This window comes from Fusobacterium sp. FSA-380-WT-3A, assembly GCF_012843705.1.
Classification (GTDB): domain Bacteria; phylum Fusobacteriota; class Fusobacteriia; order Fusobacteriales; family Fusobacteriaceae; genus Fusobacterium_B.
Map to the genome: position 1 here is coordinate 17446 of NZ_JABAFQ010000011.1, position 14456 is coordinate 31901.

At 30.9% G+C, this 14456-nt stretch carries 19 protein-coding genes; all 19 read left to right on the forward strand.

The window, feature by feature from the left end:
* Positions 1–6 precede the first annotated feature (6 nt).
* The 19 genes from pheT (at position 7) to rpmC (ending at position 14423) form a co-directional block, all read left to right on the forward strand.
* On the forward strand, positions 7–2391 hold the full coding sequence (pheT, locus tag HF862_RS07075) for a phenylalanine--tRNA ligase subunit beta (RefSeq protein ID WP_170187209.1): 2385 nt from the start codon (positions 7–9) through the stop codon (positions 2389–2391).
* Between the two features lie 21 nt (positions 2392–2412).
* Entirely contained in the window at positions 2413–3621 is a 1209-nt protein-coding gene (locus HF862_RS07080; protein WP_170187210.1) for an L-serine ammonia-lyase, read from the forward strand.
* Between the two features lie 93 nt (positions 3622–3714).
* Positions 3715–4281: an aminoacyl-tRNA hydrolase gene (gene pth, locus HF862_RS07085; RefSeq protein WP_170187211.1), complete on the forward strand. Its 567-nt coding sequence runs from the start codon at positions 3715–3717 to the stop codon at positions 4279–4281.
* 116 nt (positions 4282–4397) lie between these two features.
* On the forward strand, positions 4398–5708 hold the full coding sequence (rsxC, locus tag HF862_RS07090; protein ID WP_170187212.1) for an electron transport complex subunit RsxC: 1311 nt from the start codon (positions 4398–4400) through the stop codon (positions 5706–5708).
* 41 nt (positions 5709–5749) lie between these two features.
* Positions 5750–6682, forward strand: coding sequence for an RnfABCDGE type electron transport complex subunit D (locus HF862_RS07095; protein WP_170187233.1), 933 nt, complete (start codon positions 5750–5752; stop codon positions 6680–6682).
* A complete protein-coding gene (locus tag HF862_RS07100; protein WP_170187213.1) occupies positions 6669–7202 on the forward strand; it encodes an RnfABCDGE type electron transport complex subunit G in 534 nt (177 codons plus the stop codon). Before HF862_RS07095 ends, HF862_RS07100 begins: the two co-directional genes overlap by 14 nt.
* Entirely contained in the window at positions 7202–7804 is a 603-nt protein-coding gene (locus HF862_RS07105; RefSeq protein ID WP_027128138.1) for an RnfABCDGE type electron transport complex subunit E, read from the forward strand. The genes HF862_RS07100 and HF862_RS07105 overlap by 1 nt, the downstream gene beginning before the upstream one ends.
* A 3-nt stretch (positions 7805–7807) precedes the next feature.
* Positions 7808–8392, forward strand: coding sequence for an electron transport complex subunit RsxA (gene rsxA, locus HF862_RS07110; RefSeq protein ID WP_027128137.1), 585 nt, complete (start codon positions 7808–7810; stop codon positions 8390–8392).
* Positions 8393–8409: 17 nt separating this feature from the next.
* Positions 8410–9291 (forward strand): RnfABCDGE type electron transport complex subunit B, encoded by an 882-nt coding sequence (locus HF862_RS07115; RefSeq protein WP_170187214.1) that lies wholly within the window; start codon positions 8410–8412, stop codon positions 9289–9291.
* Between the two features lie 241 nt (positions 9292–9532).
* Positions 9533–9844 carry a 30S ribosomal protein S10 gene (gene rpsJ / locus HF862_RS07120; RefSeq protein WP_027128135.1) on the forward strand — a complete coding sequence of 104 codons (312 nt, stop codon included), beginning with the start codon at positions 9533–9535 and terminating at the stop codon, positions 9842–9844.
* Positions 9845–10002: 158 nt separating this feature from the next.
* Positions 10003–10629: a 50S ribosomal protein L3 gene (rplC, locus tag HF862_RS07125; protein ID WP_170187234.1), complete on the forward strand. Its 627-nt coding sequence runs from the start codon at positions 10003–10005 to the stop codon at positions 10627–10629.
* 28 nt (positions 10630–10657) lie between these two features.
* Complete coding sequence (rplD, locus tag HF862_RS07130) at positions 10658–11290, forward strand: 50S ribosomal protein L4 (RefSeq protein ID WP_027128133.1); 633 nt, start codon at positions 10658–10660, stop codon at positions 11288–11290.
* Positions 11291–11575: a 50S ribosomal protein L23 gene (gene rplW, locus HF862_RS07135; RefSeq protein WP_027128132.1), complete on the forward strand. Its 285-nt coding sequence runs from the start codon at positions 11291–11293 to the stop codon at positions 11573–11575.
* Between the two features lie 53 nt (positions 11576–11628).
* A complete protein-coding gene (rplB, locus tag HF862_RS07140; RefSeq protein ID WP_170187215.1) occupies positions 11629–12459 on the forward strand; it encodes a 50S ribosomal protein L2 in 831 nt (276 codons plus the stop codon).
* A gap of 24 nt (positions 12460–12483) precedes the next feature.
* Positions 12484–12750, forward strand: a complete 267-nt coding sequence (gene rpsS, locus HF862_RS07145) for a 30S ribosomal protein S19 (RefSeq protein WP_027128130.1) — start codon at positions 12484–12486, stop codon at positions 12748–12750.
* A 54-nt stretch (positions 12751–12804) separates the two neighbouring features.
* Positions 12805–13137, forward strand: a complete 333-nt coding sequence (gene rplV / locus HF862_RS07150; RefSeq protein ID WP_027128129.1) for a 50S ribosomal protein L22 — start codon at positions 12805–12807, stop codon at positions 13135–13137.
* A gap of 22 nt (positions 13138–13159) precedes the next feature.
* Positions 13160–13816, forward strand: coding sequence for a 30S ribosomal protein S3 (gene rpsC / locus HF862_RS07155; RefSeq protein ID WP_027128128.1), 657 nt, complete (start codon positions 13160–13162; stop codon positions 13814–13816).
* A gap of 2 nt (positions 13817–13818) precedes the next feature.
* Entirely contained in the window at positions 13819–14241 is a 423-nt protein-coding gene (gene rplP, locus HF862_RS07160; RefSeq protein ID WP_027128127.1) for a 50S ribosomal protein L16, read from the forward strand.
* A complete protein-coding gene (rpmC, locus tag HF862_RS07165; RefSeq protein ID WP_027128126.1) occupies positions 14241–14423 on the forward strand; it encodes a 50S ribosomal protein L29 in 183 nt (60 codons plus the stop codon). Before rplP ends, rpmC begins: the two co-directional genes overlap by 1 nt.
* The last annotated feature ends 33 nt before the right edge of the window (positions 14424–14456 follow it).

The following is a 14456-nucleotide window of genomic DNA, read 5'->3' on the forward strand; positions in this document are numbered from 1 at the left end:
GAAAGAATGTTAATTTCATTAGAATGGCTTAAGCAATATGTTGATATAAATGAAAATATAGAAGAGCTTGAAAGAGCTTTAACAATGATAGGACAAGAAGTAGAAGCTATAGATGTTCAAGGAAAAGATTTAGACAATGTTGTTATTGGACATATAATAGAATATGGAAGACATCCAGAAGCTGATAAACTATCTTTATTAAAAGTAAATGTTGGAGAAGAAGAACCATTACAAATAGTTTGTGGAGCTCCAAACCATAAATTAGGAGATAAAGTAGTAGTAGCTAAAATAGGAGCTGTATTACCAGGAGATTTCAAAATTAAGAAAAGTAAAATAAGAGGAATTGAATCTTGTGGAATGTGTTGTTCTAAGGCTGAGCTTGGACTTGGAAAAGACCACTCTGGAATTATAATATTACCAGAAGATGCTCCTATAGGAATGGAATATAGAGAATATGTTGGTTTAAATGATGTTGTATTTGAATTAGAGATAACTCCAAATAGACCAGATTGTCTTTCACATATAGGTATAGCTAGAGAAATAGCTGCTTACTATGGAAGAGAAGTTAAATATCCAAAAATTGAAAAATTAAATAATGTAACTTTCACAGATGATTCAATAGAAATTTCAATTGAAGATAGAGAAAGATGTAAAAGATTTGCTGGTAGAGTTATTCGTGGAGTAAAAGTAGCTGAATCTCCAGAATGGTTAAAGAAAAGAATAATTGCTATGGGATTAAATCCTATTAATAATATAGTAGATATTTCAAATTTTGTAATGTTTGAATATAATCAACCTATTCACATCTATGATTTAAAAGAGATAGCTGGTGGAAAAGTTATTGCTAGAAGGGGAAAAGAGGGAGAAAAATTAGTTACTCTTATGGGACAAGAAATAGATGTTAATGGAGAGTTAGTAATTGCTGATGGAGAAAAACCTTCTGGACTAGCAGGAATAATGGGAGGATTAGGAAGTGGAATAAAAGAAGATACACAAGATATCTTTATAGAAGTTGCTTACTTTACTCCTGAAGATATAAGAAAAGCTGGAAGAAAATTTGGAATAGTAAGTGATGCAGGATACAGAAACGAAAGAGGAACTGATATGGAAAATGTTCCTACTGTATTAGATAGAGTCACAGACCTTGTATTACAATTAGCAAATCCAGAATCTGTTGGAAAAATGGTAGATGTTTATCCTGAAAAATATCAATCAACAGAGATAGAATTAAATATAGAAAAATTAAGAAGATTTGCAGGAAAAGAAATTCCAAAAGAGAGAATCATAGAAATTTTAACAAATCTTAATTTAAAAGTAGAAGATAATGGAGAAATTTTAAAAGTTGTTCCCCCTAGTTATAGAGGAGACTTGTTTAGACCAGCTGACTTATATGAAGAAGTTATAAGAATGTATGGATTTGAAAATATAGAAGATAAAATGCCAATAGAAGATATAACTGCTGGAGTTAAAAATGAAGTTATAAGACTTATGGATGAATCTAAAGATGCTCTTGCTAAAATAGGATTACAAGAAGTTATAAATTATAGCTTTATTCCTAGAGAAGTAAAAGATATGTTACATATAGAAAAAGAAGAAATAATGATATTAAATCCAATAGTTGAAACTATGGCTATGATGAGACCTACATTAATTTATAGTATATTAAATAATATAAAAGAAAACTTAAATAGAAATCAAGATTCTATAAAGATATTTGAAGTAGCAAAAGTTTTTGAAAAAACAGATGATTTATTAGCAAAAGAAGATATCCATATGGCTATTGGAATTTGTGGAAGAGACGAAAAAACTTTATGGAATCCAAAACCAGAAGCATATGATTTTTATGTATTAAAAGGATATGTAGAAGAGTATCTTCAAGAAATAGGAATTAAAGGATATAAAATAGTAAGAACAACTGATAAAAATTTCCATCCTGGAAGAGCAGCAGATGTAATGATAGGAAAATTAGTTGTTGGAACATTTGGAGAAATCCATCCAGAAATTTCTGAAAAAATGGATATATTAAAAGAAAGAGCTTATATAGCTGAAATGAATGTTTCTTTATTAAAACAATATATGAATAAAAAGATAAAATATGAAAGAGTTGTAAAATATCCAGAAGTTACAAGAGATTTTGCTATTGTATTAGATGAAAGTGTTCTTGTAGGAGATATGATAGAAGCTATTAAGAAAAGCTCTGAATTTATAGAATCAGTTGGATTATTTGATATCTATAGAGGAGAACATATAGAATCTGGTAAAAAATCTGTTGCAATAAGCGTTGTAATGAGAGATAAAAAAGGTACTTTAAATGAAGAAGAAATAAATAAAGTACAAGCTAAAATTTTAGGTATTGTAAAAACTAAATACTTAGGAGAAATAAGACAATAAAATAGATTTGTGGAGGAAAAAATGGATTCTTTAAGAGAGTTATTCAAAATAGGAAATGGACCTTCTAGTTCTCATACAATGGGACCAGAAAGAGCAGCAAGAAGATTTAAACAAGAAAATCCAAATGCAGACCATTATAAAGTAGAATTATATGGTTCCTTAGCACTTACAGGAAAAGGACATTTGACAGATTGGATAATAGAAAAGACGTTAGAACCTAAACAAGTTGAAATAATTTGGAAGCCTGAAGTAGTTCATGAGTTCCATACAAATGGAATGAAATTTATATCATGTGATAAAGATGATAAAATTTTAAAAGAATGGATAGTATTTTCTGTTGGTGGAGGAACTATTGTAGAAAAAGGGCAATCAAGAAATAGTGGAGCTAATATATATCCTTTAACTAAAATGACAGATATTATGGAATGGTGTAAAAAAAATAAAAAAGAGTTATGGGAATATGTATTTGAATGTGAAGGTGAAGAGATAAAAGATTATCTTTTAGAAATTTGGAGAGCTATGAAAGAGGCTGTAGAAAGAGGAGTAAATACAGAAGGGATTTTACCAGGAAGTATTCAACTTAAAAGAAGAGCTTCTACTTTCTATAAAAAATCCAGAGGAGAGGGAAAAGTAAGAGCATTTAGAGGAAAACTATTTGCTTATACTTTAGCTGTTTCAGAAGAAAATGCAAGTGGTGGAAGAGTAGTTACAGCTCCAACATGTGGGGCTTCAGGAGTAATACCGGGAGCTTTATATACTTTAAGAGAAGCTTATGAATTAAAAGATGATGAAGTTATAAAAGCTTTGGCTATAGCTGGATTAATAGGAAATATAGTAAAAGAAAATGCTAGTATTTCTGGAGCTGAAGCTGGTTGTCAAGCTGAAGTAGGTACAGCCTGTGCAATGGCAGCTGGAATGGGAGCTTTTTTAATGGGTGGAAGTATAGAGCAAATAGAATATGCAGCAGAAATGGCTTTAGAGCATAGTTTAGGACTTACTTGTGATCCAGTAGGAGGTTATGTCCAAATTCCATGTATAGAGAGAAATGCCTCAGCAGCAGCAAGAGCTCTAGATACATCAAATTATTCTATATATACTGATGGTTCTCATTCTGTATCTTTTGATGAGGTAGTAATTACAATGAAAGAGACAGGAAAAGATTTAAAAGAAGAGTATAGAGAGACATCTCTAGGAGGACTTGCTAAAAATTATTGTAAAGGATGTTGTTAATATTTTATAAAAAAGCTGATATTTATCAGCTTTTTTTATAAAATTCTTGAATTTTTGTTATTAAGTAGTATAATTGAGGAAGAAAGGAAAAAAATGAAATTAATAGTAGGATTAGGTAATCCTGGAAAAGAATATGAAAAAACAAGACATAACGTAGGTTTTATGGTACTAGATAAATTAGCAGAAAAATTAAAAATATATGATTTTAAAGAAAAATTTAGTGGATTAATAGGAGAAACAATATATAAAGGGGAAAAAATTCTTTTATTAAAACCACAAACATATATGAATTTAAGTGGTAATTCTTTAATTCAAGTTGTTAATTTTTATAAATTAGAACCTGAAAAAGATATTGTTGTAGTATACGATGATATGTCACTACCTTTAGGAAAATTAAGAGTGAGAGAAAAAGGAAGTTCTGGGGGACATAACGGAATAAAATCTATAATATCACATATAGGAGACAGATTTTTAAGAATAAAGTTTGGGATAGGGCAAAGTAAAGAGAAAGATAAAGTAGTTGATTTTGTTATAGGAAAATTTTCTAAAGATGAAGAAAATGAAATTAGTGAAGTATTAGTTCACGCAAGTGAGGCTTTAATATCTATAATAGAAGAGACACCAATCGAAAAAATTATGCAAAGTTATAATAAAAAGTAGATTTTTAGAACGAAAAAAATAAAAAAAATATTGTTAAAAAAGTTAAATTGTGGTAAACTTTATTTGACAAAATTTTTAAAATAAATTTTATATAAGTTTAAGGAAGGAGAATTTGTATGAAGTTTTTTGGATTTAGAGGTGGGGTGCATCCACCTGATAACAAAGCCCAAACAGCAACAAAAGTAACAGAAAAAATGCCATCACCTAAAATGGTGTATGTACCATTACAACAACACATAGGAGCTCCTTTAGATCCTCTTGTGAAAGTAGGAGATACAGTTCTTAAAGGACAAAAAATAGCAGATTCAACTGCTTTTATGTCTACAACTATTCACTCTCCAGTTAGTGGAGTTGTTAAGAAAATAGAACAACGTGTATTTCCATTAATGGGAAAAGCTAATACTATCATTATAGAAAATGATGGAAAAGATGAATGGTGTGAACTTGAAAAAATTGAAAATTGGCAAGAAGCATCAAAAGAAGATTTACTAAAACTTATTAGAGAAAAAGGAATCGTAGGAATAGGAGGAGCTAGTTTCCCTACACATATTAAATTAAATCCTCCAAAAGACACTCCAATAGATACTTTAGTATTAAACGGAGCAGAATGTGAACCTTATTTAAACTCTGATAACAGACTTATGTTAGAAGATCCTAATTCTATAGTAGAAGGAATTAAAATTATTAAGAAAATATTAGGGGTAAATACTGCTGTAATAGGAATAGAGGAAAATAAACCTTTAGCTATAGCTAGTATGAAAAAAGCTTGTGAAGGAACAGGAATAGAAGTTATGCCTCTTCACACAAAGTATCCTCAAGGAGGAGAAAAACAACTTATAAAAGCTGTTTTAGATAGAGAAGTTCCATCTGGAAAATTACCAGCTTCAGTAGGAGTAGTTGTACAAAATACAGGAACAGCTGCAGCTATTTATAGAGGAGTTGTTTTAGGAGAACCATTAATTGAAAAAATAGTTACAGTTTCAGGAAAAGCTATAAAAGAACCTAAAAATTTAAAAGTAGTAATAGGAACACCTTTTTCTGAATTATTAGAGTGTTGTGGAATTGATAGAGAGAAAGTTGATAAGCTTGTCATGGGAGGACCTATGATGGGAATGGCTCAATTTACAGAAGAAGTTCCTGTGATTAAAGGAACAGGAGGGCTTTTAGCTCTAACAAAAGAAGAAACAAATTATACAAAACCTCAAGCTTGTATTAGTTGCGGAAAATGTGTAGATGTTTGTCCTATGCATCTAGTACCTTTTATGTATGCTAGATTAGCTAAAAAAGAAGAATGGGATAAATTAGGACAATATAATTTAATGGATTGTATTGAATGTGGTTCATGTGCTTATATTTGTCCTGCAAATAGACCATTAACAGAGGCTATAAAAATAGGAAAAGCAAAATTAAGAGCAATTAAGAAATAGGAAGCAAGGAGGGAAATAAAGTGTCAACAAGAATGTATAATATGGGGCCTTCGCCTCACATAAGAACATCAGAAACAGTTGATAAAGTAATGTTAGATGTTATAATTGCATTAATGCCAGCTTTATTAGTGGCTATATATGTATTTAAATTAAGAGCACTAATAGTAACAGCTGTTTCAGTAGTATGTTGTATGTTAACTGAATTTTTATTTAATAAAATAAGAAAAAAAGAATGTACTTTACATGATAAAAGTGCTATTGTAACAGGACTTTTATTTGCATTTGTAATACCTGTAGGAATGTCATTACCTTTTGTTGCTATAGGAGCTTTTGTTTGTATAGCATTAGGAAAAATGATATTTGGTGGATTAGGTTGTAATATATTTAATCCTGCATTAGTAGGAAGAGCGTTTGTTCAAGCTTCATGGCCAGTAGCTATAACTACATTTACATTGGATGGAGTAGCTGGACCAACAATGCTAGATGCAATGAAAAGAGGACTACCTATGTCTCAAGTTTTAATTGGAGAAGGAAATATGTATGTTCAGGCTCTAATTGGAAAAATGGGAGGATGTATAGGAGAAACTTCAGCTATTGCATTAATAATTGGAGGAATTTATCTAGTTTATAAAAAGCAAATAGATTGGAAAATGCCAGTAATAATAGTTTTAACTGTAGCTGTATTCACAACATTATTAGGAGCAAAAGACCCTATAATGCATATAATATCAGGAGGGCTATTATTAGGAGCTATATTCATGGCTACTGATATGGTTACAAGTCCTGTAACACCAAAAGGAAAATTAATTTATGCTTTTGGTATTGGATTCTTAATTTCAATGATAAGAATGAAAGGTGGATATCCAGAAGGAACAGCTTTCTCTATTTTAATAATGAATGGTGTTACTCCATTAATTAATAAATATACTATGCCTAAAAAATTTGGGGAGGTGAAAGCTGATGGAAAGAAATAGATTTATACATTTTGGAGCTGTTTTATTAATAATTGCAGCTATTTCAGCTGGAACCTTAGCTTTTGTAAATGGAATGACTAAAGGAGTAATTGCTCAAAATAATATTAATGCTGCTAATAATGCTAGAAAAGAAGTACTTCCTGTTGCTGAGAAATTTGATGAAGCCCAAGCAGTAGAAAAAGAGGGACTAGCATTTATTCCAGGTTTTGATGGAACAAATCAAAAAGTTGGATATGTTGTAATAGTAACACAAGGAGGATATGGAGGAAATATTGTATTCTCTCTAGGTGTTGATTTAGATGGAAAAATTACAGGATTAAAAGTAATGAATCACCAAGAAACTCCAGGTTTAGGAGCTAAAATAACTGGAAGTGAATGGCAAGCATTATGGATAGGAAGAGATAAAGATTATCAATTCAATAAATCTGTAGATGCTTTTGCAGGAGCAACTGTTTCACCAAATGCAGTTTATACAGGAATTCAAAGAGCTTTATCAGTTTATGCGGAGGTGAATAAATAATGAGTAAAAGTAAATTAGGAATAGTAATAAATAGTATGATTAAAGAAAATCCTGTATTAGTATTACTATTAGGATTGTGCCCAACATTAGGAACTTCAACTTCGGCAATAAACGGAATGTCAATGGGACTTGCTACAACAGCAGTTTTAATATTTTCAAATATAATTATTTCTTTAATAAAGAAAGCTATACCAGATAAAGTAAGAATACCAGCTTTTATTATGGTTATTGCTTCATTAGTAACAGTTGTTCAAATGTTGATGGAAGCTTATACTCCAGATGTATATAAAGTTTTAGGACTTTATATTCCATTAATTGTTGTTAACTGTATTGTATTAGGAAGAGCTGAAAGTTTTGCTTCTAAAAATAGTGTTATAGATTCTATGTTTGATGGAATAGGGTCTGGATTAGGATTTACTTTAGCGTTAACTATATTAGGAATAATTAGAGAAATTTTAGGTAATGGAACTATCTTTAATATGACTATAGTTCCTGCTTCTTGGCAACCAGCTTTAATTTTCATATTACCTCCTGGAGGATTTATGACAATAGCTTGTGTTATCGCTTATCAAAATTATCTAAAACAAAAGAAGGGGGCATAGTAAATGGATTTTGGAAAATTATTTAGTATAATTATAACTTCTATCTTTATCCAAAACTATGTTTTCGGTAAAGTATTAGGAATTTGTCCATATATGGGAGTTTCTAAAAAAGTAGAATCTTCTATTGGAATGGGAATGGCAATAATATTTGTCATAACAATATCTTCAGGTATAACATGGACTATATATCAATATATGTTAGTTCCATTTGGATTAGAATATCTACAAACAATAATGTTTATATTAATAATAGCATCATTAGTTCAATTTGTTGAAATGGCTATTCAAAAGTTATCACCTAACTTATATAATGCTTTAGGAGTATATTTACCACTAATAACTACTAACTGTGTTGTTTTAGGAGTTGCTATTTTAAATATCCAAGAAGGATATAACTTTATAGAAACAATTTTTAATGGATTTGGTGCAGCTGTAGGATTCTCTTTAGCTTTATTGTTATTAGCAGGAATAAGGGAGAGAATAGAATATTCTGATATTCCAGAACCATTTAAAGGAGTGCCAATTGCATTTTTAACAGCAAGTTGTTTAGCTATGGCATTTATGGGATTTAGTGGAATGCAAATATAAGTTTTTTGGAGGTTATTATGAATAATGAAATTTTAATGGCCGTAGTAATCTTAGGAATAACAGGATTAGCTATGGGATTATTTTTAGCTTTTGCCTCTAAAAAATTTGAGGTTAAAGTAGATGAAAGAGTTGAAAAAATATCTGCATGTTTACCAGGAGCAAATTGTGGAGGATGTGGATTCCCAGGATGTGGAGGATATGCAGATGCTATTGTAAATAAGGGAGCTAAACTTAATATGTGTGCACCTGGAGGACCTGCAGTAGCAGAAAAAATAGGTGAAATAATGGGTGTTAAGGTAGAAGCTTCAACAGGAGATAAAATAGTAGCAAAAGTGCTTTGTCAAGGAAATTATGATAATGTTTCTATAAAATATAACTTTAGAGGAGACATAAAAACATGTGCTGCAGCTAATATATATGCTGGTGGAGAAAAATCATGTCAATATGCATGTTTAGGATTAGGAGATTGTGTTAAAGTATGTCCAGTTAATGCTATTAAAGTAGTAAATGGAGTGGCTACAATAGATCCTAAAATATGTGTTTCATGTGGAGCTTGTAAAAATGTATGTCCTAAAAATGTTATAGCAATGCTACCAGAAAAAAATATAGTAACAGTAACATGTTCTTCAAAAGATAAAGGAATAGATGCTAAGAAAAATTGTAAAGTTGCTTGTATAGGATGTGGAATGTGTGCTAAAGCTTGTCCAAAAGAAGCTATTATAGTAGAAAATAATTTAGCAAAAATTGACCCTTCAAAATGTGTAAATTGTGGTTTATGTGAGCTAAAATGTCCTACTTTGGCAATACTTAACTTAAGACATCCTAATGGACATGGGGTTAGAAAACCAAATCCAGCTCCAGTAACACCTAAACCAGAAATAAAAGAAGAAGTTAAATAAGAAAAATTAATAATAAAAAATAAAGAGGTTATATATAACCTCTTTATTTTTGAAAATATTAATAAAGGTAAAGAAATATGTAAAGAAATATCACATAATTAGCATAAAAAAAACAAAAAAAATTTTTAAAAAAAGTTTGAAAAAAATAAAAAAAAGCTTTGCAAAATCAGGAAAATATGATATAATTTTTCAGGTGTACAAAAGAGATCATCTTTTAAATTTTAAAACTTAAAGGAGGTGTATAATGGCTAACAAATTAAGAATCTATTTAAAAGCTTATGATCATATGTTATTAGATCAATCAGCTAAGAAAATAGCAGAAGTTGCAGAAAAGTCTGGTGCTGAAATAGTAGGACCTATGCCACTACCAACAAAAATAAAAAAATACACTGTATTAAGATCAGTACATGTAAACAAAGATTCAAGAGAGCAGTTTGAGATGAGAATTCACAGAAGAATGGTTGAAATCAAAAACTCTACTCAAAAAACAATATCATCATTAACAGCGGTTAACTTACCAGCTGGTGTTGGAATTGAAATTAAACAAGCGTAATAAAACACAAATGGCTGATTCTCGGGTAATTTGAAAATATAAATGTATCAAATTATCCTTACAGAATAATACAAGTTGACGCTTTTTTTAAAGCAAGGTCGTGGAACCACGAGGTCAAGTTGTCAACCAATATATTATTTGATGGAGGTATGAAACAAATGTCAGGAATTTTAGGAAAAAAAATCGGAATGACTCAAATCTTTGAAGATGGTAAGTTCGTTCCAGTAACAGTTGTAGAAGCTGGACCAAACTTTGTTCTACAAAAGAAAACAGTTGAAAATGACGGATATACAGCATTACAACTTGGTTTCGATGAGAAGAAAGAAAAGAATTCTACTAAACCTATGATGGGAATCTTCAATAAAGTTGGAGTAAAACCATTAAGATTCGTAAAAGAGGTTAAAGTTGATACTGTTGAAGGTTACGAATTAGGACAAGAAATTAAAGTAGATGTTTTAAATGGTGTTGAATATGTAGATATCACTGGAACATCAAAAGGAAAAGGAACTTCAGGTGTTATGAAGAGACATGGTTTTGGTGGAAACAGAGCATCTCACGGGGTTTCAAGAAACCATAGACTAGGAGGGTCAATAGGACAATCATCTTGGCCTGGAAAAGTTCTTAGAGGATTAAGAATGGCTGGACAACATGGAAATGCTACAGTTACAGTTCAAAATTTAAAAGTTGTTAAATTAGATGTAGAAAATAATGTAATCTTAATAAAAGGTGCTGTACCAGGTGCTAAAAACGGTTACCTTGTAGTAAGACCAGCTATAAAGAAATAAGGTTAGTAGAAGTGAAAGGAGGAAAAAAATGGCAGTTTTAAACATATATAACTTAGCAGGAGCACAAACTGGAACTGTTGAAGTTAAGGATTCTATATTTGGAATAGAGCCAAATAAAGTAGTTCTTCACGAAGTTCTTACTGCAGAACTAGCAGCTGCTAGACAAGGAAGTGCTTGTACTAAGACAAGAGCTATGGTTAGAGGAGGAGGAAGAAAGCCATTTAAACAAAAAGGTACTGGTAGAGCTAGACAAGGTACAATAAGAGCTCCACATATGGTAGGTGGAGGAGTTGTTTTTGGACCAACACCTAGAAGTTATGAGAAAAAAGTTAACAAAAAAGTTAGAGTTTTAGCTCTTAAATCAGCACTTTCTGTAAAATGTGCAAATGGAGACATCGTTGTATTAGATGGTGTTGTAGAAACTCCAAAAACTAAAACAATAGTTGCTTTAACAAAAGAATTAAATGCAACAACAAAACAAATGTTTGTAGTAAATGATTTAACTACAGCTAATGATTATAATTTATTCTTAGCTGCTAGAAACTTAGAAAATGCAGTTGTTTTTCAACCAAGTGAATTAGGAATTTATTGGTTATTAAAACAAAATAAAGTAATTATTACAAAAGAAGCATTAGCTACAATTGAGGAGGTGCTTGGATAGATGACAGCTTATGATATCATAAGAAAACCTCTAATCACTGAAAAAACTGAGCTTCTAAGAAGAGAGCATAATAAATATACTTTTGAAGTGAATAGAAAAGCAAATAAAATTGAAATAAAAAAAGCTGTAGAAGAAATATTCAACGTTAAAGTTGCTGAAGTTGCTACAGTAAATATAAAACCTGTAACAAAAAGACATGGTATGAAATTATACAAAACTCAAGCTAAAAAGAAAGCAATAGTAAAATTAGCTTCTGGAACAATTTCTTACTTTAAAGAAGCATAATAACGGCTAAAGATAGTTATAGGTCTCATAATAAAATTTTGGAGGATTAAGAAATGGCTATTAAAAAGATGAAACCAACAAGTGATGGAGTTAGACACATGTCTAGACTTGTTGTGCCTGAATTAAGTAAAGCAAGACCTGAAAAGTCTTTAACTGTGCCTTTAAAATCTGCATATGGAATAGATAACTTTGGACACAGAACAAATGTTAATAGACAAAAAGGTCATAAAAGATTATATAGAATAATTGATTTTAAAAGAAATAAATTAGATGTTCCTGCAACTGTTAAATCAATAGAATATGATCCAAACAGAACAGCAAATATAGCATTATTATATTATGCAGATGGAGCTAAAGCATATATATTAGCACCTAAAGGTTTAAAAGTAGGAGACATTGTAATGAACGGATCAAATGCTGAAATAAAACCTGGAAATGCATTAAAATTAAAAGATATGCCAGTTGGAGCACAAATTCATAATATTGAATTACAAGTAGGAAAAGGTGGACAATTAGTAAGATCTGCTGGAACAGCTGCAAGACTTGTTGCTAAAGAAGGAACTTATTGTCACGTTGAGTTACCATCAGGAGAACTTAGATTAATACATGGAGAATGTACAGCTACTATTGGAGAAGTAGGAAATGCTGAACATAACCTAGTTTCAATCGGAAAAGCAGGAAGAAATAGACTTATGGGAAGAAGACCTCATGTTAGAGGATCTGCAATGAACCCTTGTGACCACCCTCATGGAGGAGGAGAAGGAAAAGCTACTGTAGGTAGAAAATCACCATTAACTCCTTGGGGTAAACCAGCTCTTGGTGTTAAAACAAGAGGAAGAAAAGTATCTGATAAGTTTATCGTAAGAAGAAGAAACGATAAGTAATTTCGAGAGGAGGTAATATAGGTTATGGCAAGATCACTTAGAAAAGGACCTTTTTGTGATCATCATCTAATGAAAAAGGTTGAAGATGCTAAGGCAAACAATAACTTAAAAGCAGTTATAAAAACTTGGTCAAGAAGATCAACAATATTCCCTAACTTCATAGGATTAACTTTTGGAGTTTATAATGGAAAAAAACATATACCAGTATATGTAACTGAACAAATGGTTGGACATAAATTAGGAGAATTTGCACCTACAAGAACTTATCATGGACATACAAAAGGTAAATAAAAAGTAGGAAAGAATATATATTTGAGTTAAAAAATAAAAAAGGAGGAGAAACTAGTGGAAGTAAAAGCAAGTACTAGATTCGTGAGAATGTCTCCAAGAAAAGCTAGATTAGTAGCTGACTTAGTGAGAGGAAAATCAGCTCTAGAAGCACTAGATATATTAGAATTTACAAATAAAAAAGCAGCTAGAATTATAAAGAAAACTTTAGCATCAGCAATAGCTAATGCTACACATAATGCAAAACTAGATGATGAAAAATTAGTTATATCTACAATAATGATCAATGATGGACCAGCTCTTAAGAGAATGAGTCCTAGAGCAATGGGAAGAGCAGATATAATAAGAAAACCAACAGCTCATGTTATCGTTGGAGTATCTGAGAAGTAGTTTATTAAGGAGGTTAACAACTGTGGGACAAAAAGTAGACCCTAGAGGATTAAGACTTGGAATAACAAGAACTTGGGACTCTAACTGGTATGCAGATAAAAAGGAATATGTAAAATATTTCCATGAAGATGTAAAAATCAGAGAGTTCGTAAAGAAAAATTATTTCCATGCTGGGATATCAAAAGTTAATATAGAAAGAACATCACCTTCACAAGTAGTTGTAATAATTCATGCAGCTAAAGCTGGAATTGTTATTGGTAGAAAAGGTGCTGAAATAGAAGAATTAAGAGTAAAATTAGAAGCTTTAACTGGAAAAAAAGTATTAGTTAAAGTATTAGAAGTTAAAAACTTTAATAGAGATGCTGTATTAGTAGCAGAAAATATAGCTGGATCAATTGAAAAAAGGGTAGCATATAAAAGAGCTGCTAATCAGGCTATAATGAGAGCTATGAAATCAGGAGCAAAAGGAATTAAAGTTATGATTTCAGGAAGATTAAATGGAGCAGAAATAGCAAGAGCTGAATGGATGGTAGAAGGAAAAGTTCCTTTACATACATTAAGAGCTGATATAGATTATGCTACTGCAACAGCTCATACAACATATGGAGCATTAGGAATAAAAGTATGGATATTTAACGGAGAAGTACTTCCAACTAAGAAAGAAGGAGGGGAAGCGTAATCATGTTAATGCCTAAAAGAACAAAACATAGAAAAATGTTTAGAGGAAGAATGAAAGGTTCTGCTCAAAGAGGAAACACTGTAGCATTTGGAGATTATGGATTACAAGCTTTAGAACCAGCTTGGATAACAAATAGACAAATAGAAGCATGTAGAGTTGGAATAAACAGAACATTTAAAAGAGAAGGAAAAACATTTATAAGAATATTCCCTGACAAACCAATTACAGCTAGACCAGCTGGAGTGAGAATGGGAAAAGGTAAAGGAGCAGTTGAAGGTTGGGTTTGCGTAGTAAAACCTGGAAGAATGATGTTTGAAGTTTCTGGTGTAAGTGAAGAATTAGCATTAGCAGCTTTAAGAAAAGCTTCTATGAAATTACCTATTAAATGTAAAATAGTAAAAAAAGAGAATGGCGGTGAGAATTAATGAAAGCTAAGGATATAAGAGAAATGTCTACTGAAGACTTAGTGGTTAAGTGTAAAGAACTTAAAGAAGAATTATTCAATCTAAAATTTCAACTTTCATTAGGACAATTAACTAACACTGCTAGAATCAGAGAAGTTAGAAGAGAAATTGCTAGAATGAATACAATATTAAATGAAAGATAAGATTTTTTATAGATAATTCTTGGAAATAGGAGG